This window comes from Sulfurimonas sp. NWX79 (genome assembly GCF_039667035.1).
GTDB classification, from domain to species: Bacteria; Campylobacterota; Campylobacteria; order Campylobacterales; family Sulfurimonadaceae; genus Sulfurimonas; species Sulfurimonas indica.
Genome location: NZ_JALCZL010000028.1, coordinates 1 through 25670, shown reverse-complemented (window position 1 = coordinate 25670; position 25670 = coordinate 1). Strand labels below are relative to the sequence as shown.

Annotated in this window: 26 protein-coding genes and 5 tRNA genes; 15 read left to right on the top strand and 16 right to left on the bottom strand. The window is 37.3% G+C overall.

The window, feature by feature from the left end:
• Positions 1-225: 225 nt before the first annotated feature.
• The 5 genes from MNY27_RS09830 to MNY27_RS09810 all read right to left on the bottom strand — a co-directional run bounded on the left by MNY27_RS09830 (position 226) and on the right by MNY27_RS09810 (position 806).
• A tRNA-Leu gene (locus MNY27_RS09830) sits at positions 226-310 on the bottom strand.
• 42 nt (positions 311-352) lie between these two features.
• Positions 353-429 (bottom strand) — tRNA-Arg (locus tag MNY27_RS09825).
• Between the two features lie 58 nt (positions 430-487).
• Positions 488-564 (bottom strand) — tRNA-Arg (locus MNY27_RS09820).
• Between the two features lie 39 nt (positions 565-603).
• Positions 604-680 (bottom strand) — tRNA-His (locus MNY27_RS09815).
• Positions 681-728: 48 nt separating this feature from the next.
• Positions 729-806 (bottom strand) — tRNA-Pro (locus MNY27_RS09810).
• Between the two features lie 145 nt (positions 807-951).
• On the opposite strand from MNY27_RS09810, the gene MNY27_RS09805 reads away from it, so the two are divergent.
• Both MNY27_RS09805 and MNY27_RS09800 read left to right on the top strand, forming a co-directional pair.
• Complete coding sequence (locus tag MNY27_RS09805) at positions 952-2289, top strand: sodium-dependent transporter (RefSeq protein WP_152184540.1); 1338 nt, start codon at positions 952-954, stop codon at positions 2287-2289.
• The gene (locus MNY27_RS09800) at positions 2290-2562 is read left to right on the top strand and encodes a hypothetical protein (protein WP_152184539.1); all 273 of its coding nucleotides are present in this window, start codon (positions 2290-2292) and stop codon (positions 2560-2562) included.
• Here MNY27_RS09800 and MNY27_RS09795 read toward each other — a convergent pair.
• Genes MNY27_RS09795 through MNY27_RS09785 form a run of 3 tightly spaced genes read right to left on the bottom strand, consistent with a single transcriptional unit; the run spans position 2559 to position 5496 of the window.
• A complete protein-coding gene (locus tag MNY27_RS09795) occupies positions 2559-3338 on the bottom strand; it encodes a thiazole synthase (RefSeq protein ID WP_152184538.1) in 780 nt (259 codons plus the stop codon). The genes MNY27_RS09800 and MNY27_RS09795 overlap by 4 nt on opposite strands.
• Positions 3339-3389: 51 nt before the next feature.
• Complete coding sequence (locus MNY27_RS09790; protein ID WP_346392242.1) at positions 3390-4760, bottom strand: NAD(P)H-hydrate dehydratase; 1371 nt, start codon at positions 4758-4760, stop codon at positions 3390-3392.
• Between the two features lies 1 nt (position 4761).
• Entirely contained in the window at positions 4762-5496 is a 735-nt protein-coding gene (locus MNY27_RS09785) for an ATP-binding protein (protein WP_152184536.1), read from the bottom strand.
• A gap of 66 nt (positions 5497-5562) precedes the next feature.
• On the opposite strand from MNY27_RS09785, the gene MNY27_RS09780 reads away from it, so the two are divergent.
• From MNY27_RS09780 to MNY27_RS09750, 7 genes are read left to right on the top strand one after another with little or no spacing between them, the layout of a single operon-like run.
• Complete coding sequence (locus MNY27_RS09780; protein ID WP_152184535.1) at positions 5563-6525, top strand: KpsF/GutQ family sugar-phosphate isomerase; 963 nt, start codon at positions 5563-5565, stop codon at positions 6523-6525.
• A 4-nt stretch (positions 6526-6529) separates the two neighbouring features.
• Complete coding sequence (locus MNY27_RS09775; RefSeq protein WP_152184534.1) at positions 6530-7330, top strand: pseudouridine synthase; 801 nt, start codon at positions 6530-6532, stop codon at positions 7328-7330.
• 3 nt (positions 7331-7333) lie between these two features.
• On the top strand, positions 7334-8509 hold the full coding sequence (locus MNY27_RS09770; protein ID WP_346392241.1) for a replication-associated recombination protein A: 1176 nt from the start codon (positions 7334-7336) through the stop codon (positions 8507-8509).
• 52 nt (positions 8510-8561) lie between these two features.
• The gene (locus tag MNY27_RS09765; RefSeq protein ID WP_152184532.1) at positions 8562-8849 is read left to right on the top strand and encodes a hypothetical protein; all 288 of its coding nucleotides are present in this window, start codon (positions 8562-8564) and stop codon (positions 8847-8849) included.
• A 3-nt stretch (positions 8850-8852) separates the two neighbouring features.
• Positions 8853-10829, top strand: a complete 1977-nt coding sequence (locus MNY27_RS09760) for a methyl-accepting chemotaxis protein (protein ID WP_152184531.1) — start codon at positions 8853-8855, stop codon at positions 10827-10829.
• Entirely contained in the window at positions 10829-12088 is a 1260-nt protein-coding gene (locus MNY27_RS09755; protein ID WP_152184530.1) for a PP2C family protein-serine/threonine phosphatase, read from the top strand. Before MNY27_RS09760 ends, MNY27_RS09755 begins: the two co-directional genes overlap by 1 nt.
• 48 nt (positions 12089-12136) lie before the next feature.
• The gene (locus MNY27_RS09750; protein WP_152184529.1) at positions 12137-13441 is read left to right on the top strand and encodes a malic enzyme-like NAD(P)-binding protein; all 1305 of its coding nucleotides are present in this window, start codon (positions 12137-12139) and stop codon (positions 13439-13441) included.
• Here the strand turns inward: MNY27_RS09750 and MNY27_RS09745 are convergent.
• Entirely contained in the window at positions 13438-14088 is a 651-nt protein-coding gene (locus tag MNY27_RS09745; RefSeq protein WP_152184528.1) for an MqnA/MqnD/SBP family protein, read from the bottom strand. The genes MNY27_RS09750 and MNY27_RS09745 overlap by 4 nt on opposite strands.
• Positions 14089-14154: 66 nt before the next feature.
• Between MNY27_RS09745 and MNY27_RS09740 the strand changes: the two genes are divergently transcribed.
• The 5 genes from MNY27_RS09740 to galE are packed head-to-tail and all read left to right on the top strand — an operon-like array spanning position 14155 to position 17611.
• Complete coding sequence (locus tag MNY27_RS09740; protein ID WP_152184527.1) at positions 14155-14376, top strand: MoaD/ThiS family protein; 222 nt, start codon at positions 14155-14157, stop codon at positions 14374-14376.
• A gap of 3 nt (positions 14377-14379) precedes the next feature.
• On the top strand, positions 14380-14826 hold the full coding sequence (locus tag MNY27_RS09735) for a molybdenum cofactor biosynthesis protein MoaE (protein ID WP_152184526.1): 447 nt from the start codon (positions 14380-14382) through the stop codon (positions 14824-14826).
• Positions 14823-16049 carry a gephyrin-like molybdotransferase Glp gene (gene glp, locus MNY27_RS09730; protein WP_152184525.1) on the top strand — a complete coding sequence of 409 codons (1227 nt, stop codon included), beginning with the start codon at positions 14823-14825 and terminating at the stop codon, positions 16047-16049. The genes MNY27_RS09735 and glp overlap by 4 nt, the downstream gene beginning before the upstream one ends.
• A complete protein-coding gene (locus tag MNY27_RS09725) occupies positions 16049-16594 on the top strand; it encodes a hypothetical protein (protein ID WP_152184524.1) in 546 nt (181 codons plus the stop codon). Before glp ends, MNY27_RS09725 begins: the two co-directional genes overlap by 1 nt.
• A gap of 3 nt (positions 16595-16597) precedes the next feature.
• Positions 16598-17611 carry a UDP-glucose 4-epimerase GalE gene (galE, locus tag MNY27_RS09720; protein WP_152184523.1) on the top strand — a complete coding sequence of 338 codons (1014 nt, stop codon included), beginning with the start codon at positions 16598-16600 and terminating at the stop codon, positions 17609-17611.
• Here galE and MNY27_RS09715 read toward each other — a convergent pair.
• The 7 genes from MNY27_RS09715 to MNY27_RS09685 form a co-directional block, all read right to left on the bottom strand.
• The gene (locus MNY27_RS09715) at positions 17589-18605 is read right to left on the bottom strand and encodes an HlyD family efflux transporter periplasmic adaptor subunit (RefSeq protein WP_346392240.1); all 1017 of its coding nucleotides are present in this window, start codon (positions 18603-18605) and stop codon (positions 17589-17591) included. The two genes, galE and MNY27_RS09715, sit on opposite strands and share 23 nt — an antisense overlap.
• A complete protein-coding gene (locus MNY27_RS09710; protein WP_152184521.1) occupies positions 18602-19405 on the bottom strand; it encodes a hypothetical protein in 804 nt (267 codons plus the stop codon). The genes MNY27_RS09715 and MNY27_RS09710 overlap by 4 nt, the downstream gene beginning before the upstream one ends.
• A gap of 2 nt (positions 19406-19407) precedes the next feature.
• Entirely contained in the window at positions 19408-20727 is a 1320-nt protein-coding gene (locus MNY27_RS09705) for a glycosyltransferase (protein WP_346392239.1), read from the bottom strand.
• Between the two features lie 3 nt (positions 20728-20730).
• On the bottom strand, positions 20731-22086 hold the full coding sequence (locus tag MNY27_RS09700) for a diguanylate cyclase (protein WP_152184519.1): 1356 nt from the start codon (positions 22084-22086) through the stop codon (positions 20731-20733).
• Positions 22087-22192: 106 nt separating this feature from the next.
• Entirely contained in the window at positions 22193-22669 is a 477-nt protein-coding gene (locus MNY27_RS09695) for a DUF2628 domain-containing protein (protein ID WP_152184518.1), read from the bottom strand.
• 44 nt (positions 22670-22713) lie between these two features.
• Positions 22714-23265, bottom strand: coding sequence for a ribonuclease HII (locus tag MNY27_RS09690; protein WP_152184517.1), 552 nt, complete (start codon positions 23263-23265; stop codon positions 22714-22716).
• Position 23266: 1 nt separating this feature from the next.
• Positions 23267-24331: an ATP-binding protein gene (locus MNY27_RS09685; RefSeq protein WP_152184516.1), complete on the bottom strand. Its 1065-nt coding sequence runs from the start codon at positions 24329-24331 to the stop codon at positions 23267-23269.
• A gap of 216 nt (positions 24332-24547) precedes the next feature.
• Between MNY27_RS09685 and MNY27_RS09680 the strand changes: the two genes are divergently transcribed.
• Entirely contained in the window at positions 24548-25579 is a 1032-nt protein-coding gene (locus MNY27_RS09680; protein WP_346392238.1) for a hypothetical protein, read from the top strand.
• The last annotated feature ends 91 nt before the right edge of the window (positions 25580-25670 follow it).

Sequence of the window (25670 nt, the reverse complement as noted above, 5' to 3'; positions counted from 1 at the left end):
GAAAATCTCTTGGCTTTAAAACTCCTGCTCAAGTTTTTTATGCTACAGTTTCAAAAGTAATGGCTGCATAATTAAGAGGTGGAAATTGCATTTATTGGTTGAATGGGCGGTTGAATGGGCGATTTAATAGGAAAAATGGACACCTAAGCGGACACCTAGTGGAAGCTTAAATGATTAAAAATGTGTAAATCGTCGTATTTTAGGGAGTTGTAAAGATTTGTTGAGTGGTGCGGACGAAAGGACTTGAACCTTCACACCTTGCGGCACCAGATCCTAAGTCTGGCGTGTCTACCAATTTCACCACGTCCGCGTGGTTAAGTTTTTAGTGTCACTTCTGACAAACAATATTAAGTGGTACGCCCTAAAGGATTCGAACCTTTGACCTACGCCTTAGAAGGGCGTTGCTCTATCCAGCTGAGCTAAGGACGCTCATGTTATCAGTTGAACAATCTAAGTCAAATTGCTTTAGTGCATTCAAATCATAAAGTGGTACGCCCGATAGGATTCGAACCTATAACCCTCGGAGCCGAAATCCGAAACTCTATCCAGTTGAGCCACGGACGCGTCAATAATTGTTATATGTTTGTTTATATTTAAAATTCATGGGGTGGGATACGAGATTCGAACTCGCGGCCCCCAGTGCCACAAACTAGTGCTCTAACCAACTGAGCTAATCCCACCATCTTTTATTGATCTTTAAATATAAAAAGTTGTGATTTGAAAAAAAATGGTCGGGGTGAAAGGACTCGAACCTTCGGCCCCTTGGTCCCAAACCAAGTACTCTAACCATACTGAGCTACACCCCGACCTACACATTAAACAAGCAGTTATGCTGATTAATGAGGCGAAATTATAGTCAATAACGCTTCATTTGTCAATAGTATTTCTCAATTTCTTTAAAAAAATGATCTTTTTAAGTATAATTAGCCTAAGAAAAAGGGAAAGTTATATATGAAGATAGCAAGATTTAGTAGGATAGGGTTTATTTTAGCTGCGGCAGGATCTGCTGTTGGACTTGGAAATATTTGGAAATTTCCATACATTACCGGCGAATATGGTGGCGGAGCATTCGTACTTATTTATCTCTTTACAGTTCTTTTTATCGGCTTTTCTATTTTGATAGCGGAAATGCTTATCGGGTATCTTGGGCGTCGTGATGCTGTTACATCGTTTGAAGAATTAGCACCAAAAAATAAAGAACTTTGGAAGTTTGGCGGGTTTCAAGCTTTAGCTGGTCTTTTTATTATGATATTTTACTCTGTTGTTATTGGATGGATCTTTAACTATATTGCTACGTCATTAACAACTTTACCTGCGACGGTAAAAGAGGCTGAGACAACATTTACCTTAATGCTTCATTCCGATTTTTTGACACAGCTTTTTTACCATACACTCTCATTTTTATTTATTACCTATGTTGTTCACAGAGGGATTAAAGGCGGGATTGAGAAGTTAAATTTTTATCTGATGCCTGCCTTAATGCTTATTTTGGGTGCTATGTTCGCTTATGCAACAACACTTGGGGCATTTTCCCAAGCTGTTGAGTTTATGTTCTATGCAGATTGGTCCAAAGTAAACTCTGAAGCATTTGTTGTGGCTGTTGGGCATGCCTTCTTTACGCTTAGTCTTGGTATGGGTGCTATTATGACCTATGCAGCTTCTCTTGAAAAGGGCGCGAGCTTAGTTAAGAGTGCTTTTTGGGTTGCTTTTTTAGATACGGCCATTGCCATTGTGGCAGGGCTTATGCTCTTTACATTTTTGTACCAATATGGCTCAGGCCCTGCAAAAGGTCCCGGACTTGTCTTTATCTCATTGCCTGCTGCTTTTTATGAGATGGGAATCATTGGTAATGTGTTTGCTGTTCTTTTCTTTTTAGCACTTGCATTCGCCGGACTTACATCTTCGGTTTCACTTGTTGAGCCAATGGTACAGTATTTTATAGATAGATTTGGTTGGAGTCGTATGAAGTCTTCACTCTCTATGGGCTTTTTCTTTTGGTTTTTTGGTGTTTTTGCGATTCTCTCAAATATAGATGGTGCTAAAGAGATGCTTACTTGGGGAGGCAAGAACTTCTTTGACTGGGTTGATTATGTGACAGCGGCTATTATGCTGCCACTTGGCGGACTTATTATGGCTGTTTTTGTCGGTTATATCATTCCTGAGAGCGAAGTTAAAAAAGTTGTCAAGCCACAGCTTGGCTGGGCTTATGGAACTTGGTACTTTTCACTTCGCTACATCACACCTGTTGCGATGTTTGTAGTAATGCTTTCACTTATGGGGATTATTTAGATGGATATCGCAAAAGGGTGCCGAGAAATTTTAGCCCAAGAGGGAGTCAATCCTGCATCAAGTATAGATTTTGAAGTCAATGGTGAAGTGATTACATTGACACTAGATTATATTATCGATACCTATATGCAGGCTTCAAATGAGTCACAACTTGTTTTTTATTCGGCTTTGAAAAAGTCACTAGAGGCAAAAGAGATGGGGATCGAGAAGTTTTTTGAGGGGATGGGACAGCTTCTTCTGATGACCCATCTCTCAAAGAAGTTTAACGTCTAGAACTGAATGAGTCCATCAACAGGGCTAGATGCCGTAGCGTAAGGTTTTTTAGGAATTCTTCCTGCGAGATAACTCATACGGCCGGCAATAACGGCATGCTTCATTGCTTCAGCCATAGCTATTGGGTCTGAAGACTGTGCGATTGCTGTGTTTGTTAAAACTCCTTCAGCACCAAGCTCCATAGCATAGGCAGCATCACTTGCACATCCGATTCCCGCATCCACAATTACTGGAACATCTACCGCTTCACGTACAAAAACAACATTGTAAGGGTTTTGTACACCAAGCCCACTTCCAATAGGAGCTGCCAGAGGCATAACAGCGTGAGCCCCTGCATCTTCGAGGCGTTTTGCCATGATCGGGTCATCTGAAGTGTATGCCATAATTGTAAAACCGTCTTTATAAAGTACTTCACATGCTTTGATAGTCTCTAACACATCAGGATAGAGTGTTTTTTGCGTATCGCCGATAACTTCAAGCTTGATAAGATCAATGCCTGTTGCCTCACGTGTAAGACGAAAAGTAGTGATTGCCTCTTCAGCTGTTACACACCCTGCAGAGTTTGGTAAGAATTTCACATTTGTCCCTGCAAAAGTATCACGTAAGTTCTCTTTGTCCGGGTCAGTGATGTTTAAGCGGCGTACTGCAACAGTGATAAGCTCACTTCCCGATGCCAGTGTTGCCTCTTTGGTCATCTGAAATGTGTCATACTTCCCACTTCCAACGATAAGACGACTGCCTAGTTCATATTTTCCAATTTTTAGTTTGTTATCCATTATAGTGTTTCCTATATTTATATTAATTATTGATTTATAACATAAGCAATCTTATAGATTACCAATACCTGCTATTAAATCATCTGGCGTAAGAGAAAAATCAGCACCATTGTAATTACTTGCCAGTTTTGTATGTGCCAGTGAAGCATGTATGGCGGCTTCTAGTGGTTTGTATCCTTGTGCCAAAAGTCCTGCAATAAGTCCGGAGAGTACATCTCCACTGCCACCTTTTGCAAGTTTTGCACTTCCGTGAGGATTGACGAAAAATTGCTCATCTTGGCCAATGATAACATTAGCCCCTTTTAAAAGCAGTGTTGCGTGAGGATAATGTTCGCAAAAGAGTTCCACATAGTAAAAACGTTTCTTTTGTAGTGTATCTACTGTTATATCTGCCAAATGCGTGAGCTTTAAGAGTGCAACAAACTCTCGTGGATGTGGTGTGAGGACGATGTTTTTTCGTTTGAGAATATCTTTGATAATTTCCATATGAAAAAGGTCGGCATCTACTACCAAAGGGAGACCGTTATCTAAAAAGTTTAGAAGTTCATTCGTGCTAAACTCAGCACCAAAACCCATACCCAGTGCAAGGGCGCTTGTATTTTTTGGAAGCGTATGTGAATACATCAATGCGTGAGGAATGTGTAAAAAATGCTCTTTTTCAAAGCCTACAAGTGTAACAAGCCCAGACCCAAAACGTAGTGCAGCTTCTGCGCAAAGCAGACTCGCTCCGATTTTTTCACCGCTAATAACTGCAAGATGTCCGTAACTGCCTTTATGGCTATCCTCACGCAGGCGGTGAGGGAGTTTAAGATCTTCTATATCAAGAAGTTGCCAGTTAGATTCTTTTTCATAAACCTTGCGTGAGATGCCTAAATCAATTACTTGAATTTTTCCAACTGCATCTTTGTTCGCATCTAAAAAGAGTGCTTTTTTAAGTGCCCCCATTGTCAATGTAATATCTGCAAAAAAGCCACTGCTTGGCATATCGCAGGCAATTTTAAAAGCTTTTGTAGTGTTTATTTTCGCGATGAGCTGCGTGAGCTCTTCATTGAAGTTCCCACTAAATCCAGTGCCTACGATAGCGTCAACTATTACATCGCACTCAAAAAGTTCTTTTGTTGTTGGAATATTAATAGCATCGGCACGTTTTTTTTGTAGTTGTGCCATTGGAGATTTTGGCTCTTTTGCATGAAGCAGGCTTACTTGATAGTCACCATGTAGTAGTCTTGAGAGGGCAATACCATCTGCTCCGTTATTCCCACTACCAACGACAATAATGATTTTGGAGTTTGTTGGGAAGTTAGCTCGAATGTATGCTGCCATTCCATCAGCAGCATGTTCCATCAAGATATCTTCAGTAAGCCCAAACTCCTCATAGCATCTCACATCAAGTGAGCCAACCTCCTCAAAAAGATTTTGCATTTTAAAGCTCTGGTACGTACTCGTCTATTTTTACCATGGAGCTTACTATCTCATTAAAGAGTAGTGTTGGGTAAGCTGTTCTGTACTGGTAGAGGAACTTGTTTTTCTTGAGTGTTTTTAAAATTGCCGTGTTGTAGTAGTTGGCATTAGAACACTTTCCAAGAAAGAGGAATGAGAAGAGTAGTTTAAGGTGTGGATTCTCAAATGTCTCATGTGGCTGTGCCAAAAATGTAAAACCGTACTTTTGCAGGTTGGCAAAAGAGAGCATATAGAGAAGAAAATCTTCAAACTGTGTATAAAAACCATTGAGATTTTCAATATCATGGAAAAAATAGTAATAATCATCAAGTAGTTCTTGCTTTGAGATTATTTTTGAAAGTTTACTTCTTTCGTCTCTCTTTTTTGCAAAATATTTTGGATCAACTGCCATATAGATATGTTTTTTTTCTGCAACAAGTCTACAGAACTCTTTATCAAAAGCTTCACTCTCTTCAAAGCGAATATAGTTAAAGTGTTCATCTTTATAGCGAAGTTCAACCTCATCTTCATGAGAATTTGCAAAGTCCATGTAAAGTGTTGGAACTTCATTGTCAATAACGTAGTTTCGTATCTTACATGCAAGATTTGTTTTCCCTGAACCTTGCTCACCCAAGATAAGTGTGTTGTGACAAAGCATTCTCTCTTCAAGTTTTAACTCATCAATCGTATCAAGGTATTTTCCAATAGTATCTCTCATAGCCACTTCCTTAAATCGTTTTTGTTTATTATATCTTCTTGATGGTAAAAAAGGTATAATACGCCTATGAATTATAAAACAATTGCACAAGAGACACTTGATATTGAAGCCTCAACACTTCAAGAAGCTTCGAAAAAAATCGGTAATGAATTTGATAAAGCAGTAGAGATGATTTTAAACTGCAAAGGTAAACTTGTAGTAAGTGGTGTCGGTAAAAGCGGGCTCATCGGTGCGAAGATGGCTGCTACTTTTGCTTCAACTGGAACACCGAGTTTTTTTCTGCATCCAACTGAAGCACTTCATGGTGACTTGGGGATGATTGGAAGTGATGATGTAGTACTGGCGATTAGCTACTCGGGAGAGAGTGAAGAGCTCAGTTCCATACTTCCTCATATCAAACGTTTTGATGTACCACTTATCGGGATGACTCGTAATGAGAACTCAACACTTGGAACATATAGTGACTTAGTCATAAAGGTTTCGGTTGAGCGTGAGGCCTGTCCGCTTAATATTGCACCGACAAGCTCAACGACACTGACACTTGCTCTTGGTGATGCACTTGCAGTTTGTTTGATGAAGGCACGTGATTTTCAAAAGTCTGATTTTGCCTCTTTTCATCCTGGAGGTGCTTTGGGTAAAAAACTTTTTGTAAAAGTAAAGAACCTGATGCGAACAGAGAATCTTCCGCTTATCGGTGAAGATGCAAAAGTAAAAGATGCGATTTTAACTATCAGTGAAGGACGACTCGGTACGGCACTTATAGTTGATAAAAAGGGACGACTTGTAGCACTGATGAGTGATGGCGATGTCCGTCGGGCACTGCTCAGTGAAAATTTTTCACTTGATGATAGTGTTCTTAAATATGCAACAAAAAATCCGCTCTCTATCGATGATGAGGAGATGCTTGCAAGCGATGCACTTGTTTTAATAGAAGAAAAAAAGATACAGCTTTTGGTTGTAACAGATACAAATAAAAAGATAAAAGGGGTACTTCATATTCATACCCTGATAGAAAAAGGAATTTCATAAAATAATGAGATTAAATAAATACATAGCACACTACTCAACCTATTCACGCAGAGAGGCTGACCGTGCCATTCAAGATGGTTATGTCCGTGTTAACGGCGAGATAGAGATGAACCCTGCCACACAGGTAGAAGAGGGTAGAGATATTGTCTATATCAGTGGAAAACAGGTAAGTCCGCAAGAAAAATATACAGTTATAGTTTATAACAAGCCAAAAGGGGAACTCGTTACAAAGTCAGACCCAAAAGGAAGAAGAACGATTTACGATTCACTTCATAAAGATTTTCGTCACTTTATTCCAGTTGGGCGTTTGGACTTTGCTTCAGAAGGGCTGCTTCTTTTAACAGATGCTTCTCATGTGGCAACGGCTTTGATGGAGTCAGATTTAGAGAGAATCTATAAGATTAAAATCAAAGGAGAAGTGACTCCCGATATGGAAGATGTGATGCTTAATGGTATCTATCTGGAAGATGCAACGGCTGGTGCGCATTCACATTCTAAGATCAAATCGATGGAATTTAAACCTTTTATCGGGTATAAAATTCAGAAAAATCAGCCAAATTACTCAGTGTTGAAAGTGGCACTCTCAGAAGGGAAAAATAGAGAACTGCGTCGTTTTTTTGCGCACTTTGGAGCTGAAGTTGTTGACCTAAAGCGTCTGAGTTTTGCAGAGATTGAGCTTAATAATCTTCCAACAGGTAAAACCCGCTATCTCTCACGCAGTGAGTACTCAGCTCTACATAAATTTTTAAAAGAAGAGAAACGAAAGGCAAAAGAGAAGGCTAGAGTTTCTAAAGAAAAAGAGTAAAACTTGGATTTTACCTATCTGCTTCGACCTGCATCTTTTGATGATATGGTAGGGCAGGAACATCTCACGCAAGTGGGTGCCCCGCTTCGAACACTATGTGAAAAGAGTGCACTTGGTCATAGCTTTTTTTATGGACCGGCAGGAGTTGGAAAAACCTCACTCGCACGAATAATTGCCACAACACTGGATATGCCTTTTTATGAGATGAATGCGACTTCACTCAAGATTGAAGAGCTGCGAAAAATATTTAAAGAGTATGCCAATGCTTTGCAGAAACCTTTGATATTTATCGATGAAGTGCATAGACTCTCTAAAAATCAGCAAGAGGTACTGCTTCCTGTAATGGAGAATAACTCTGTACTCATTATCGGTGCTTCTACAGAGAATCCGTTTTTCTCTCTCACTTCCGCTATTCGTTCCCGCTCTATGCTTTTTGAGCTTGGTCCTATATCTCACACAGGGCTTGAAAAACTTCTGAACAAAGCTATAAATCGAGAAAAATTGACACTTGATAAAGATGCAAAAGAGTATCTAATAGCCTCAAGCGGTGGTGATGCAAGGGCTATGTTAAAACTTCTGGAGTTTGCAACTGCCATTAGTACAGAGGTAACACTGGATTTACTGAAATCTTTACGTCCCAATGCCCTGCAGGCTGGAAGCAGCGAAGCGGGTGTGCATTATGATTTGGCTTCAGCACTTATCAAATCGATTCGAGGCAGTGACACTGATGCCGCCATCTACTATCTTGCAAGGCTGATTGATGGAGGGGAGAGTGCTGATTTTATAGCGCGCCGTTTGGTCATACTTGCGAGTGAAGATGTGGGCAATGCCAATCCTCAAGCCTTAACACTTACAACTTCAACACTGACAAGCGTAAAACAGATTGGTTATCCCGAAGCAAGGATTATTTTAGCACAGGCTGTTATCTATCTTTGTGCTTCGCCAAAGTCTAATTCGGCATATTTAGCGATAAATAAAGCGCTTCAAGCTGTTAAAGATGGTGCAATTTTAAAGATTCCAAAGAACATCAGACAGCAAAATGAGGGATATTTATATCCGCATGATTTTGGTGGTTATGTAAAGCAGAATTATTTAACAAAACCATTGCATTTTGTTGATCTTAAAGAGATAGGTTATGAGAAAAAGATGAAAGATTGGCTTGCTTTTTTGGTTAAATAAGGTTAAATTAGATATGATTAGAGACTTTAATTTTCTATAAACAGAGGTAAAAATGGATATTTCATCATCAGGAAATAATATAATTATTCACGGAAATATAAAATCAGTCAGAGACTATCAAATCTTAAAAGATATGCTTGATGAAGTGAAAAAAACACATGAAAGTATAATTCTTACGATTAAAAACTCTATTTCAATTACCTCTTCCATCATCGGTTATTTGACAAAGCTGGTGCAAAAAGAAGGCGTTGATCTCTCTATAAAAGTCGGAGACAGTAGTCTTTTTGAACTTTTTGACGATTTAAATTTAGTAACACTCTTTAAAGTGAAGAAGGTATAAATTATGACTATTAAAAACAAACTCAAACTCATTACAGCTATTGTCGTCTCTTTTGCACTGGTAATCATGGTGTTGACTATTAATAAAGCATTGGAAAAAAGAGCTGTCATTACACAAGCACAAGAGTTAAATATACTTTCACAGAAACTTTCTCTTCTTATACATGAAACACAAAAAGAGAGGGGCGCGAGTGCAGGTTTTCTCGGCTCAAATGGAAAGAAATTCGGTGAGATCTTAAAGAAGCAGAGAGTTTTGACAGATGGTCGTTTCAAAGAACTTCAAATGTACGTGAACTCTCTTGATTTGACAAATTATCAGGAGAGTTTACGTAAAAGTATTCAAGCTGTTATGAATGGGATGGGAAGAATTGAAAACATCCGTTCCCGTGTTGATAATTTTACAATCTCGGTTAAAGATGAGGTCGGTTACTATTCAGGAGTGAACAGAGATATTTTGCACGTGATTTCTCTTACAGCGAAGTTAGCTGATACTCCAGAGCTTGTAAAAGCACTCAGTGCCTATACAAACTTTTTAAAATCAAAAGAGCGTGCCGGAATTGAGAGAGCTGTTATGAGTGCGACTTTTTCTGCTGACAAATTTGGTTCTGGAATGTTTGCGAAATTTATCACGCTTATGGCAGAACAGAATGCTTATATGGATGCATTTGTGAGCATCGCTCCAAAAGATTCAGTCGATATGTATAAACGTATTATGAATTCATCTGTTGTTACAGAAGTGAACAATATGCGTAAAGTTGCTGTTGCTAAAGCAAATGAAGGTGGTTTTGGTGTTGATGGTGTTGTCTGGTTTAAAACAATTACAAAAAAGATCAATTTACTTAAAAAAGTGGATGATAACTTAGCTAAAGAGAATGACAAACTACTTGCAAATATTGAAGCAGAGTATAAAACAAATACACTTATTGCACTGCTAGGATACAGTATCTTTGCAATTGCGGTCTTTATTATTATCTTAATCATTGCACGTGGTGTAAACAGAAGTGTTGAGAGCTCACTTAGCAAGATCAGCTGTGTATCGAATGATTTAGACTTGACATGTAATGTGGTTGTAGAAGGAGATGATGAGATTTCTCAAATCTCACGAGCACTTCATAAAATGATTGTATCATTTAAAGAGAGTGTTTATAATACACAGGATGTGGCAACGGCTACGACAAGAGAGAGTCATAAGCTTAATAGTGTTATAGATACTTTAAGACAAAATAGTCAGATTGAAGAGAATAAAATTAAAGAGGTTAATGGTTTAATTGCTGAAATTGGTGAGAAACTTGACATTGTTGAAGAGTCCACAATTGTTGTGACAGAGGATTTAGATAGTACTTTTAATGTGCTTGATACTTTCATTGTAAAACTAGAGTCAGTTGTGACATCGATTGAAAATGGAAGCCAACAGCAACAAGATCTTGTCAACAAAGTAGCATCTTTAACAGAACAGGCAAAAAATATCAAAGATGTACTCGCTATTATTTCTGATATTGCAGATCAGACGAATCTTCTTGCACTGAATGCTGCTATTGAAGCAGCACGTGCGGGTGAACATGGACGTGGTTTTGCCGTGGTTGCTGATGAGGTAAGAAAGTTAGCAGAGCGTACACAAAAATCACTTTCTGAAATCAGTGCAAATGTAAATCTTATTACACAAAATGTTGTAGAGATCTCTGAAGAGACAGATAAAACATCAGAAAGTATGAATGAGATAGCAGACTCTGCGCAAGAGCTTATAAGCTCTTCAAATGAGACTAAAGAGAATCTCTTGAATACCAAAGATAAATCGACAGATGTAATGCATCAAAGTGTCCTTATTGCTACAAAAACAAAAACACTTATTACAACAATGGATGAGATTATTGACGTTGCATCGAAAAATAGTGAACTCAGAACAACAGTAGAAAATGCAGTGGATTCATTGACACGAGATGCCAAAAAATTACAATCAGAACTAAGCAAGTTTAAAATTTAATGTTCAAAGATAGACTAGAACTCTTGGAGAAGAGTGAGGCTTATGCCTCCTATCAAGCAGAACTGGCATTTGAAAAAGAACTTAATATTCTTCGAAATGATTTTTACTATCAGATGATAGACTCAAAAACAACATCTTTAGTAGACTTTCTTTACAGACCACTTGATACTTTGAGTGGTGATGCTTACAGTGCCCGAAGAATCGATGAACACAGAACCTTTTATCTTCTTGTAGATGGTATGGGCAAAGGGATCTCTGCTTCATTTACAACAGTTATTATGACGACTTTTATCAATCATCTGATTGATAAGATGATTGAACATGACAGTTTTAGTTTAGATATCATTATTAGTGAGTCTATGGAGTTTATCAGACCAATTTTGCTTGATGATGAAGTTTTAGCTATAGACTATATATGTTTTGACAGTTATTTTGGTCTCTTAGAATATGCAAAGTTTGCAATGCCTCCTTTTCTTCTTCAAGACAAGCAAGACAATATTATCAAAATTAAATCAAACAATACTCCGATGAGTAAATGGCAGAGAGAGTATAGAATAGATCATTATCAAGTACAACATATTGACAAGTTTCTTTTTTACAGTGACGGCATTGTTGAAAACAGTACACAAGATGGGAAACAATCTTACGGGAGCTTTATAGAGGAGGACTTTAAAACATCTTTTACGAGAGAAGATTTTAAAGATAAGTTTAACTCTCGTATAAAAGAGCAAGAGGATGATTTGACACTTATATTTATTAACAGCCTTGATATGCGAGAAGAGACTCTTATTGGCAAGAAAGAGTTTGCAACATCATTACAAGATGTAGAGAGTGCTTCTGCTTGGTATGAGATGCTTTGGAAAGAGTTGAATGTTGATATGAAAGAGGCTTACAAGGCAGGTGTTGTTTTTACAGAGCTCTATATGAATGCTTATGAGCATGGAAATTTGGGTATTGATTCTCAAACAAAACATGATTTTCTAGAAAAAGATATTTACTTTGAAAAGTTAAATGAATTAGAAAAAGATTGTTCAAAAAAGATCTTTGTAGAAGTTTACAGGTTCAAAGAGTCTGCAAGTGAATATATTGTTACAAAAATTTATGATGAGGGAGATGGGTTTGATACCCACATACTCAGTCAGATTTTTAGAAATTCGAAAAAATTCAACGGACGCGGAGTTTTTGTCTCACGCAAGAACTCTATGGGGATTTATTATAATGCCAAAGGAAACAGTGTTTTATTTTTAAATAAAATCTAAACGTTTATTTTAGTTATATAATTTTTAATAGAAAAATAAGGATTTGTTATGTCAAAAAATTTATCATTTAAAGAGGCTTCTCTAAATTATCATAGAGCAAAAGATGAGTTTGATGGAAATGGGAAAATAGCGACACTTTTAACAAAACCATGCCATACCCAAGAGGAGCTTTCAATGGCTTACTCTCCAGGTGTTGCCTATCCGTGTCTGGAAATTCAAAAGGACCCGAAAAAGGTATATGAATATACAGATAAAGGTAACCTTGTCGCTGTCATTAGCGATGGTACAGCAGTTTTGGGATTAGGTGATATCGGTCATATGGCAAGTAAGCCTGTTATGGAAGGTAAAGGTGTTTTGTTCAAAGCATTTGCCAATGTAGATGCAGTAGATATTGAGCTCAATACAAAAGATACAGAGGAGATTATTACAATTGTATCTGCGATAGCGGATAGTTTTGGCGGTATTAACTTAGAAGATATTTCAGCACCAAGGTGTTTTGAGGTAGAGAGCCGTCTTAAAGAGATTTGTAATGTCCCTGTTTTTCATGATGATCAACATGGAACAGCTGTGATTACAACAGCTGGACTTATGAACGTTCTAGAGATGAGCGGTAAAAATGTTGCTGATCTTAAAGTTGTTATCATTGGTGCGGGTGCTGCCGGAATCGCTTGTGGTAATATGTACAGAGAGCTTGGTGTAAAAAACATAATTATGCTTGATTCCAAAGGTGTTATTCATGATGGAAGGGAAGATCTCAATAAATACAAAAAACGCTTTGCACTTAAAACAGAAGATAGAACTTTAGAAGATGCGATGAATGGTGCCGATATGGTCCTTGGACTCTCCGGCCCTGACTTGATAACTCCTGAGATGGTACAGTCAATGAGCGATGAGCACCCTATTATCTTTGCCTGCGCCAATCCAAATCCTGAGATAAAACCGGATGTAGCCAAAAAAGCACGCCCGGATATTATCATCGGTACTGGACGTAGTGATTATGCAAATCAGGTAAATAATGTTCTTGGTTTCCCTCAGATTTTTCGTGGTGCACTTGATGTAAGAGCTACAAAAATCACACAACATATGAAACTCGCTGCTGCTCGTGCACTTGCACGTTTAGCAAAAGAAGAAGTACCGGATCATGTAAAAGCTGCACACAATAGAGATGTTATGGAGTTTGGTCCGGACTATATCATCCCTTCACCGTTTGACAGACGTGTACTTGTATATGTTGCATCAGCTGTTGCAGAGGCTGCCATAGAAGATGGTGTAGCACGCGAGAAAGATTTTGATATAGATGCTTACAGAGTGAAACTACAGCGTTTAGCTGAGCATTTAGATGGAAAAATCTAGAGCTTTTTGGCCTCTTTATAAAACTTTTTGAGTCCAAGTTTTGCTTTGTTATCAAGTTTGTAGGAAATAAGCTCAAGATAGTCTAAAATCTCTTTTGAGTCTACTGCCGTTTTTTTTGCTGCTTTTTCTAAAAGATAGGCAGGAATCTTTTGCTTCTTTTTTAAAAACTCTCTCTCGATTTTTTTATAGACTTTTTTATCTTTGTGATAGCATAAAAGTGCAAAAACAAAAGGGAGTTGGTGTTTTTTGCTCCAGAGCTCTGCCAAATCTACATAGTCACTGTTTTTCAGAGAGTAACGCAGAGCCTTGTCTCCGATGAGTATCTCTCCATTTTGCGCTAGTATTTTTGCCAAAATATTTGAAGAGGCGGACTCTATATCATTTTTATCTCTGCGTGAGGGAATAACCAAAACACTGCGTACCTCTTTTTTTGCAATGATTCCAAGATTAATGTACTTGTATTGTTGTGCTGCGATACTTGATATAAAAGCGGCATCAACACGATTGTTGATAAATTCTTGATTGATTTTGGCAGGTACATTCTTTTTATAATTCATGATGGCTTTTGCTTGAGAGTTTTTGGCAAAGCGTTTCATAAAAACATGAAATGGGAGGAGGTTGAGGTATTCTATTTTTCCAAAAATCATGCGAAATTATAGCGCACTTAACTTATCTTAGATATAATTTGAACAATATTTTACAAGGTAGTAAAGATGGTAAGAGTAGAATTTTTAGGACCGATACAAAAAGATGCACTGGAACTTGAGATAACAAACTTAAATGAGTTAGCAGAGATTTTACAAAAAGATAAAGAGCTCTCTGAGTGGCTGCAAAACTCTGCAGTTGCCGTAAATGATACAATGGTTTCTTCTTTGGATGTAGTACTGCAAGATGGAGACAAGATCTCACTTCTGCCACCTGTTTGCGGAGGTTAATGGATGCTAAGCCTTTATGATGGTGCTTTGGATGTGCCAAAAATTTTAAAAGAGTGGTATGACGCAGAAGCACAAAGCAACTATGGTGCTTACATTCCATTTGTAGGGACTGTTCGCAGTGAAGACGGTATTGACGGGCTTAGTTTTGATATTTATGAGCCGATTTTAGAGTCTTGGTATGAGGCATGGCAGAAAAAGGCACAAGAAAGAGGCGCAATCATTAAAATGGCTCATTCACGTGGAGATGTTATGCTGCATGAGTCTTCTTATATTGCAGCAGTATTTTCACCAAAGCGTCGTGTCGCTTTAGAATTTATAGATGAATTTGTAGAAGATTTTAAAGCAAGTGCACCGATTTGGAAGTATGACCTCATAGATGGACAACGTGTTTATGCAAAAGACCGCTCAACTGCGATAAAAGGCAGTGGAATTCTAGGAGCAAACCAATGAGTATAACAGGAGCAGATTTTATCTCTTACGAGACAAGCCAGAATATGCTGGACCTTCTGCAGGTTAATAACCATCGCTATGAGAGAGTACCACTGAGCAGTGCACTTGGACGTGTTTTGGCAGAGGATATTGTAGCCGTTTATAATGACCCGCAGTTTCCTACGGCATCGATGGATGGTTATGCTGTAAAACATGAAGACTTACAAAAAGGTGAACTTGTTGTCCTTGGAGATAACCCTGCAGGACATGATGAGCGCCGAGTTTTAGGTGAAGGTGAGTCTATTAAGACCTTTACCGGTTCAATGATGCCAGAAGGGAGTGACACACTTATCCAGATAGAGAATGTTACATTTTCCGATGGCAAGATTACTATCAATGAGATGGTAGAGCGCAGGAATGCTGTTCGTCCTGTAGGCGAGGGTTATAGAGCTGGTGAGATTCTTATTGAAAAAGGAACGAAGATCGGTTTTGCCGAAATCGGTGTAATGGCAGGGCTGAACTGTGTGATGGTAAAAGTAGCACTTCGTCCTCGTGTAGCAGTTATTGCAACAGGAAGTGAGATACTTGATCTTGGAGAAAACTCTGACAATCCGGCTCAAATTCGAAGCTCAAACAACTACACACTAGCAGCACTGTTTGAGTCAGCTGGTGCAGAGGTGATTCAGCTTGGAACGGCTCCTGATGATAGAGATGCCATAATGAAGACTTTTGAAAATGCGCTTGAGTCTGCAGATATCCTTGTCAGTACCGGAGGTGTGAGTGTCGGGGACTATGATTTTGTCAAAGATATTATCCCTCGTCTTGGTGCTGAAGTGGTTTATAAAGGTGTCGGGATTAAGCCGGGTCGTCATATCTTAGTTGCACAGCGTGGACACAAGTTTATCTTGGCACTTCCTGGTTTTGCTTACTCTTCAACAGTGACTGCAATTCTGTATGCCTTACCACTCATTGCAAAGATGCTTGGCAAAGAAAAACCATATAAAATGGTAGCGGCAAAACTCCAGGAAGAGTTTAAGAAGCGTAGTAGATTTACAGAATTTACTGCCTGTAATGTTGTTATAGAAGATGGTGAGTACTTTGTGAACTTTGAAGGCAAAAAAGTAGGAAGCTCAGCGATTCTTACAAATATGCTACATAATTCGGCACTGATGATTGCCGGTGAAGATGATAAATTTTTAGAAGCAGGTACCTATGTCTCTGTAATACTACTGGATGAATTTTAATGAAAGCACTTGCACTAAACCCACAAACACAAGAGATATCTGAGATAGATATCGAGATGAAAGCAAATACGGTCTATACTTTTTTTAGCTCAATCCTTATCGATGAGTTAGAGTCAATAAACGAACATGTCATCTATACAGATGCAAATGCTTTAAGCCAAAAGAAAAGAGCCTATTTCATAGGTGAGCAGCTTGTTTTAGGAGATGCTTTGATACTTGGGAGATTTGATTTTGATGATATGGAGGTTAAAATCCCAAAAGAAGAGCTCTCTACACTCATTAGCTATGAGGTCAATGACTTTTATCAAAAGGTTTTAGAACTGCTTTCATCTACCGATATCAATCTTTATCGAACATTTGAAGTAGAAAAAAATGGTGAAAAGATAGCCCTTAATGCAGAATGGGTACTCTATACCTTTAATATTGCAGATGAGAGAACAAAAGAGTACTTTATCAATGAACTGCAAAAAGTTTTAAATGCAGGTGAGTCTGTTGAAGCGTATGTGCAAAAAATGGCACAGTTAGCTATGAACGCTGCAGGATAAGAGATGGTACTTGTTACTGGTGGTGCAGGCTACATTGGAACGCACACCTGTATAGAATTAGCGAAAGCGGGATATGACTTTCTTGTTTATGATAACTTCTCCAACTCCTCACGTGAGGCATTAAAGAGGGTTGAGAAGATTATTGGCAAAAGTATAATATTTGTAGAGGGTGATATTCGGGATAAAGAGGCTTTAGAGTCTGTTTTTAAATCGTACGATATCGACTCTGTCATTCACTTCGCAGGACTAAAGGCTGTTGGTGAGTCTGTTGAGAAACCATTAGAATATTATGACAATAATGTCTATGGAACAATGTCTTTGTGTGAAGTGATGCAGAAAAATGAGTGTACAAAAATAGTCTTTAGCTCCTCTGCCATTGTTTATGGTGACCCGCATACAACACCTATAAAAGAAAATTTTCCTCTGAGTGCTACAAATCCTTATGGACGCAGTAAACTTTTTACAGAAGAGATGTTGCGTGATCTTTTTGTCTCTGATAATAAATGGAAGATTGTATTGTTACGTTATTTTAATGTTGTAGGTGCACATGAATCCGGACTGATTGGAGAAGATCCAAATGGTCTACCAAACAATCTGATGCCATACATTGCCCAGATTGCAGTTGGTAAACAAAAAGAGTTACGTATTTTTGGGAACGATTATGAGACCAAAGATGGCACAGGTGTGAGAGATTACATTCATGTTGTCGATTTGGCAAAAGGACATGTAAAAGCACTCCAAAAAATTGATACTCTAGAGAATGTACTTACAGTAAACCTTGGAACGGGGAAAGGATATTCTGTTTTAGAGATGGTTGATGCTTATGAACAGGCTTCAGGTAAAAAGATACTCTACAAGATAGTATCAAGACGTGCAGGAGATATTACAAAATGTTATGCAGACACAAGCTATGCAAAAGAGATGCTTGGGTGGAGTGCCAAGAAGAGTTTGGGTGAGATGTGTGAGGATTCATGGAGATGGCAGTCTATGAATCCTAATGGTTATCAAAGAGATTGAAACGTACTTTTATTGGCAAATAGTTTATCATAAAACGCTTCGGTAGAGGTTTTTCAAGTTTAAGCTCTAAGACGATTGAGTAGGGTGTTTTGTGAAATATATTGTTAAGTGAGAGCGGTGTTTTGATAGCTCGCATTTGAATTTTTGAAACAGTAGCATTGATTTTTTGTTTATTTGGAAAAATAACGTTTACTTTTTTCCCAACCTCTGCATACTGTGCATTTTTAGGATTTAAAAAGACTTCCATTGTTGGATTGGCATGCAGATCAATCACCAAGAGTTCATCATATTGCTGTACGAGTTCACCTTCTCTTGCCACATTTGAAGTAATCGTTCCATTCTCCGGAGCAATAATAGTCAATGATTTGAGCTTCTCTTTTATCTCATAAAGTTCGAGTTTGTCATTCAGAACATCTTTAAGGGCAAGTTTACTATTTTCAAGACTCTCTTTTGCATTTGTGTAAGCAAGTCTAGCACTCTCTAGTTGAATGAGCGCATTGGAGACATCCAGCTGTGTGACATTCCCTTTTTCTTTAAGTTTTTTGATACGTTTATAATCTTCATTTCTATAGTTATATGCATTTTTGGCAATTCTTAAAGCTGTACGATTGTTGTTGATGGTTTCCATGATGTTCTTTTGGTTGAACTCTAGTTTTTTGAGGTAATTGTTGTATTTTGCTTCAAGAAAATCATTTTTTAGGATTGCTAGCGTATCGCCTTTTGTGACAACTTCACCTGTCTCTTTGAGCATAACAACTTGACCATCAGCAGGGGTTTTTATCTTCAACTCTTTTAACAGAACAAATCCAGGTTCGATAATGACGATATAATGATAGATGAGATAAGCAACATAAGTGACAAAAGGAAAAAGAAAGAGAAGAAGTACTAGACGAAAACGCCATTTTGCAAAGGGTCTTCGTGCCGGTGCATAGTTTACTTTTAGACCTCGAACTTCATCATCCGAAGATGGCGGTTTATTAAATTGTACATTCATTTTTTTGCCTTATTAAATGCTTTAAGAGATTGTATCACAACAGCTACAAAATTATTATAAGATGAGAGCTCATTTGCTATTGTATACCATTTTTGTAAAGATTTTTTTTTCCCATAAAGTGCGTACGTTTCATCTTGATAGAGAACGCTTAAAGGTTCTATGGAGAGTGCAAGAGAGAAGTGAAGCTTTTGATTGTTTTCTAAGAGATTTTTGAGCTTTTGAACTACCTTTTTTTGGTTGATACTGTAGTACATAATGACCGCTTCATTAAGACCTGCGGTATGGAGTTCTTGTAATAGAGAATGGCTCGCTATTTTATGATTTATAGAGAGACCAAGAGCTAAAGGAGTATGTTGCTTGACTTTATGAACAAGATTTATGATCTCATCTCTCCAAAGTGGATGCTGCTCTTTTGGAAGAGCTGAGGGTTCAATATCAAGCTGAACTCCTTTGAAAGGAAAGTTTTGAAAAAAATCTATGAGTGCAAGGAGTTTTTCGTGATTTTGAGGATAGATATAGCTCTCGTCACCAAGAAGCAGTTCAATTTGAATGTCATTTTGTTTTGCATCATGAAAAAAGTCTTTTAAGAGTGCTCTCTCATATGCGTTATTTTTGAGTTGCAAGATCTCCTGAGCACTAAAAGAGAGGAAGATTCTTTTTGTTGGAGTGAGTTTGCTAAAAAAAGATGTTTGCGCTTTTTTGTAGTTGCAAAATCCTTCCCAGCTATACCAGTCAAGCTTAAACTCTGAACTCCAAAGAGAAAGTGTAAAGAGAAAAAGAAGGATTGTTTTTTGCAGCATATTTAGTAGTTTCCTTTTTTGAGTACCCACCATGGTGCCATATTTGAATCAAGATGTGATTTGTTGATTATAGAGTGAAGCAGTGCCAGTGCGGCATTTATTCTCGCTGTATAGGTAAAGATAGGAAAAAGAGGAAGATATAATACGTACTCTAAATCCTCTTTAGGACGTTCACTGATTAAAAAGATATAAAGTATATAAAAAATCAGAAGCATCATAAAGTAAAAAGCATAGACAATAATGCTCAATCCTAGAAGATAATTAAATGGTACAAATATCAGCATCAGAATTGTATAAAGTGTAATGACAAAGGGCATGATGATTTGGAAGAAATAGACACCAACAAGGGTGAAGAGATAGTTAAGCCCACCAAGAAGACTCGGTCGGATATTGTTTATATATTTTCGAATAAGTATATAAAAAAGATCTCCTTCCCAGCGAATTCTCTGTTGAAAAAATCCAAGAAGCGTACTGGGGACCTCTGTATGCCCTATGACATGCGGGTCAAAAACTATACGCCAGTTTGGATACATAGCAAAGTGCTCTTTGAGTCGCATTGTTATATCAAAATCTTCAGCAGTACCACTATCCCATCCCATAAGCAGTTTTAAAATTTCAATACGAAAGATACCAAAAGCACCGGAGATATTGTTAACCATATTAAAAGAAGACAGCCCTGTTCTTCCTGCTGTGATAGAGAGCATATATTCAATGGCTTGCAAGCGTGTTGCCAAAGATTCTTTTGCATTTTTAACGCGTAAGTTTCCAGCTACTGCAACTACATCAGGATTATCAAAGTTTTGTACAGCTTTAATGACCATGTCATTATCAAAAGTCGTATCACCATCAAGAGCCATAAAGATTTCCCCACTGGCTAATTGCATACCAAGATTCATCGATGAAACTCGTCCGCCTCTTTTATACTTTGGAATGACTTTAAGTTCACGGTTTTGCAAGGCATTAATCTCATTTTTTAAATGAAGAGCGACATTATGAGTCTTTTTATTTGCAAGTGCGCCATCAATAACGACAAGTATCTCTATTTCACCTGGATAGAGTTGATGAGCTAAGGAGTAGATAGGCTCAATGATATTTTCACCCTCAGAATAGCATAGAAGAGTACAAGTGACTTTTGGCATATTTTTTGGAAAAGCTACTCTTTTTTGCTCTTTTTTTGCCCAGATAAACATGCCTAAAATAACCATAAAGAGTAGTGGTAGTTCCAGTAGCAGTATAAAAGGAGTAAAGAGCAACAAAAAATCTGCAAATGTCGAGTGTGACTGTAAAATGTCAAAAAGTGTTTCAAGTATTGCATTTATCATTTGCTATTTATTTTCCTCACTTTGTAATAAATCATTCATTATGGTTTTTGCATTACTTTTCTCTTTGAGTGGATTTTTAATGGTATAGAATGTTTTTAATTTTACAGAGAGTTGCGGTCCGTTTTCTATCTTCAGCTCATGCAGAATATTTAAAAGTCTCTCTTCTATTCCTTTTTTCGATGTCGTCGGCAACAGTATCCAGAGTCTGTGTTCATCATCCATTGAGAGCATGTCTGTCTCACGCAGAAGTTCTAAGATTCTGCGTGAGAGCTCCTCCATAATCTCATTTGTTTTTGTAAAACCGTAGTAGTTGATAAATTTATGCATATTATCAAACTCTAAAAGAACTACTAGAAAATGAAAAGTGCTATCTCGTTTAAAAACAGAAGTCATCCAGTTGAGGAAGAGTTTGAACTCATCTATCTTAATATGTTTGAGACTCTCTGCAAACATTGAGAAGATGACATTCTTTTGGTCCAACAGAAGATACTCCTGCCCCTGCAGTGAAAGCTTGAGTTTATGAAACTCCTCTATATTTAACTTGTCAGGTTCATTCTCAGCAGAACAGTCCATACATCGTGCAACAACATAAGGCTCTTTAAATATATAGCTGCAGTCATAACATTTGTACTCAGAAGCAGGGAGGTCATAGTCAACGCCTATAAGCTTAAGCTGCGTGAGACATTTTGGACAGACCAGACCTGCATCTTTTTGAAATTGCTTCTCTTCATCCACATAACCGCATGAAAAACAGTGTAGAATTTTTGACTCTTTTATATTGATACTCTTACACTGCGGACATAAATCGATAAAATAGAGATGTGCACTTTGGCATTGGTTACATAAGCGCACTCTGTCTACAATTTTAGAAAATGTAAGTAGACTTTTTGCTGTAAGCTCATAGACCCAAGAATCATTAGACGTTTGAGAAATGAACTCTAAAATAGGATATTTGTAGAGTTTTTTTGTTTTTGGATGAAATTCGGGGATCAGTTCATAATCTTCCCGCAGATAAAGATAAAGAAGAAGTTTTTCTTCTCTTTTTAATGCTTTTATATTAAGTTTTAATTTAGAGAGTAACTCTTGTGAAAACTTAAAGCTTTTAAACGCATCTTTGAGGGATTTTTCACCATCAAAAAGTCTGTTTTGTATAAGATCTTCTGTATATACAAGATAGTACCAAAATTCAGAGGAACGAATTTCTTTTATTAACTCATCTGCTATATCACTACATGAAGCACTAATATAGAACCCTGCAATAGTAGTTTTATTGTTAGAAAATTCTTCCCAGCTTTTAAATGTAACAATATCATATTCAGTATCAATCGAAGAATCACTAAAGACGGCTATCTGTTTCAAGGCTGTCTCCTCTGTCAAAGTTATGAATATTATAGCACTATTTGTAAAAAGTTATTGTATATTTATGAGGCAATACATATGCAACAATGCATATGTAGAGAAAGTATTAGTTCATGGAAGCCATTGAGGCCATAACCATACTAAAGATGTAAAAAAACATCAACGCAACAAAGATAACATATACCCATACTACCCATTGATTGTAGCCACCAACTGCACGCATTGTCTCAATTCGTTTGTCAATATCATCAATATTTGCTTCAACCTCTGCTTTTTTATGTTTATAGCCTTTATAGATAAAGTATGTAGAAAAACCACCGGCTAAAACTGCAATAAGAAGACCACCAAAAGGAATAATTCCAGCTAAAAGAGAGATGATGAAAAGTACAAGTGCAGGAATGTACTGTTTTCTGTAGAGCAAAAATGCCCAACCTCCAAAGAAGGCCCACCAGCTCCATACCCATTTCATTGAATCAATACCATTGATATTGAACTTTGAAAAAGCATTCTGATACCACAATGTTTTTTCGGACTTGTTTACAAATGCTTCTATCATTGCATTTTCATAATCTTTTTCTTCCATTGAGAGCCTTTTAGGTTAAATTTCACATATTATAATGTAAAAAATTAAAAAAGAGTAGGTTCAAGTGCTTTTACTTTGTAAGATTTTCTGTGAATTGGTGAGTAACCATATTTTTTAATCATTTCAATATGGAGTTTTGTTCCATACCCTTTATGTTTTTCTAATTGATACTCGGGATACTCTTTTGCAAGTTCTAAAATATCTCTGTCATGGGTTACTTTTGCCAAAATGGAAGCAGCACTTACCTCTGCAACTTTTCCATCGGCCTTTATCATAGTCTCCAAACCTTGCACCCCAAAGTTTGAGTTTCCGTCAAAGAGATAACTCTGGGCTTCAAGATTTTGCATAATCTCCCTCAGCCCCTCACGCAGACAGTGAGATATACCATTGGCGTCAATTGCAGCGGCAGAAAATTTAACTATATGATAAGTAGAGCATTTGATTATCTCTTTATAGAGTGCTTCTCTTTTTTTCTCTGTGAGTTTTTTGGAATCATTGAGCCCTGTCACAGTCTCACGCAAGATACATCCCGCCATTACCAGATCACCAGCAAGCGGTCCACGACCCGCTTCATCTATGCCACACAGCTTGTCCATTTTAATCTCCCAAAGCCCAAATATCAAAAGGTATTATATCAACTTGAGAGAGAGGATGCGCAATGTTTCCTTCTTTATTCATAGTGACAACTGTGATTTTTCGCACACCATAGCTAAAGATAAAGGCCTCAATACTCTCCAGTTTTTTAAACAGACGCCGCTCATCCGCAAAAGGTTTGGAGAGGATAATCTCATCATTATCTGGCAGATAAAAATCAACCCCCTCTTCATAATAAACTTTTTTGGAAGCTTTAAAAAGCTCTAAAAATATCATATTTTCAAAAAGGCGACCGAAATTTTTCTCTACTGAGAGGGCAGCTTTAAGCGATGTATCGCAGAGATAGACTTTTTTTGTGGCTTTTGCGTGAGCAAACTTTTCTAATAAATGAATATAGTTTTTCTCACGCAGGGCTTCAAAAGATTTGTAGAGTTTGTCTTTGGAGATTTTACGACTCTGTTTGAGACGCTCATAAATGGTAAAAGCAGAGAGCTTTTGTGAGAGAAACTTTGCACACAGACGCATAATGTCAAACTCAACGGAGTCCAAGCTGTTTTGCAGTATATTTTGTAAGAAATATATGCGCTCATCAGCACTGATAGTATGCATAGCAGCAAATCCGCCAAGCTGGACAAAGTGCTTGAGTGCAGAAGAGTCATATTTATGCTCATAGGCTAAAAACTCCTCATAATCAAGTGGATAGAGTTGTAGTGTTTTTAAAAAAGGAATGTTATAGTGTTTTTGGGAAGCAACTAGCAACTGTGTGACATTTGGAAATATAAAACCCTCCCGATAGTTGTCATATGCAAGAACATCGATTTTGTTGGCATTGCAAAAATCAGCAAGTGCCGCATTAAAAGGCTCTAATTCTATGCGTATATCTACACAGTTGATGTAGAGATAGGAGCTTTTTTTTAAAGAGAGCAGATAGTTTTTTATCAGTTTTGTCTTGCCGCTCTGCGTGATGCCGTTTATCTGGTAGGATTTATCATCAATATAGACTTTTCTTTGGTGATACTTTTCAAGTTGTAGGTCGGTTTTGTAAAACTCTTCAAGTAAAATTTCCATAAATTATCCATTTTTTTGTGTAGTGTATTGTATCATTTCCTTATTAAAAGGAAATAAATTTACAATAATTTTGGTTTTCTGCCCCATAATCCTTGAATATTACTCTGTATGCGTTCCCGCGCAGAACATGGGAATAAGAGAAATGATGTATTAAGCATTTTCTTATAATGGGGGGGGGTAAAATACAACATAAAATCATAAAAAAAGAGAATCACAATGAGAAAAAAACTCACTCTTAGCCTAGTGCTAGTAGGTATGATGACAAATAGTTTTGCTTCTACAAATGAGGCATGGAAGAACATCAACGAAAACAGAAATGCAACAATCAACATATATGGTGTAGGTGCGAAAGTCGATGCTTCTCATGACAGCTCTGCAGGTTTCGGGCTTATGTTTGATAGTGAGGCTATCAAAGTAAAGGCTGAGGGGACGAGTGATTTTTTCAGAACTGGTGCAGTTTTGAAAGTGAATCCTTTTACTCAAAATCTTTACTTCAAATTTGGTTTGAATTATTTGAACCAAAAAGTTTTCTCTCCTGTAAACACAAGTACAAGAGTAAATCAATACTCTGCAGCATTTGCAACTGGTTATATGCTTAGAGATGATTTTTATGCTGAAATTGGTGGTAGTCATACAAAACTAAATGGAAAAGTTTTTGGTGACTATGAAATCAAAGATGAAAAAACATCTATTGGTTATATAGAACTTGCAAAAAGATGGGAAAGCTCATTTGGTACAATAGATACTACAGCAAATGCTGGTCAAGTTTTCTATGAGTACAAAGATAATGAAAGCTCTTATGGTTTAGGTGTTGATTATTATCCAGTTGATAATGCTAAGTTTTCTTATGCATATCAATATGAAAAAGATAATACAATAAATTCATATGCAGCTTCGTATTCTTTTGTATTTGTGGAGTATGTGGATAATATCTCAAGAGATACTTATCAAGTTAATGCTGGTTTTAAAGTAGCATTTGATAATATATTTGATATTTCTACTTGGAAGGCACCTACAAATATCAAATCTCATCTTAGTGAATTGCATAAATTTGAGTCAATTACTTTTGATACAAATATGCAGCTTCAATCAACTGCAGGAGTACAAAAAACTCAAGCTGCTATAGATAGAGATAATACTCCAAATCCAGTAAATCATGCACCAGAGTGGACACAATCTACTTATGATACAGGTCTAACTGTCAAATGTTTTAACTGTTGTCAAACGAACCCTAAAAATTTGCACTAAAAAGTAAAAAAAAGTTACAATTTGAAACTTAAACCACCTCTTTGTTTTGCCCTGTTTTATTTGAAGATTTTGATCCAAACTTATATAAATC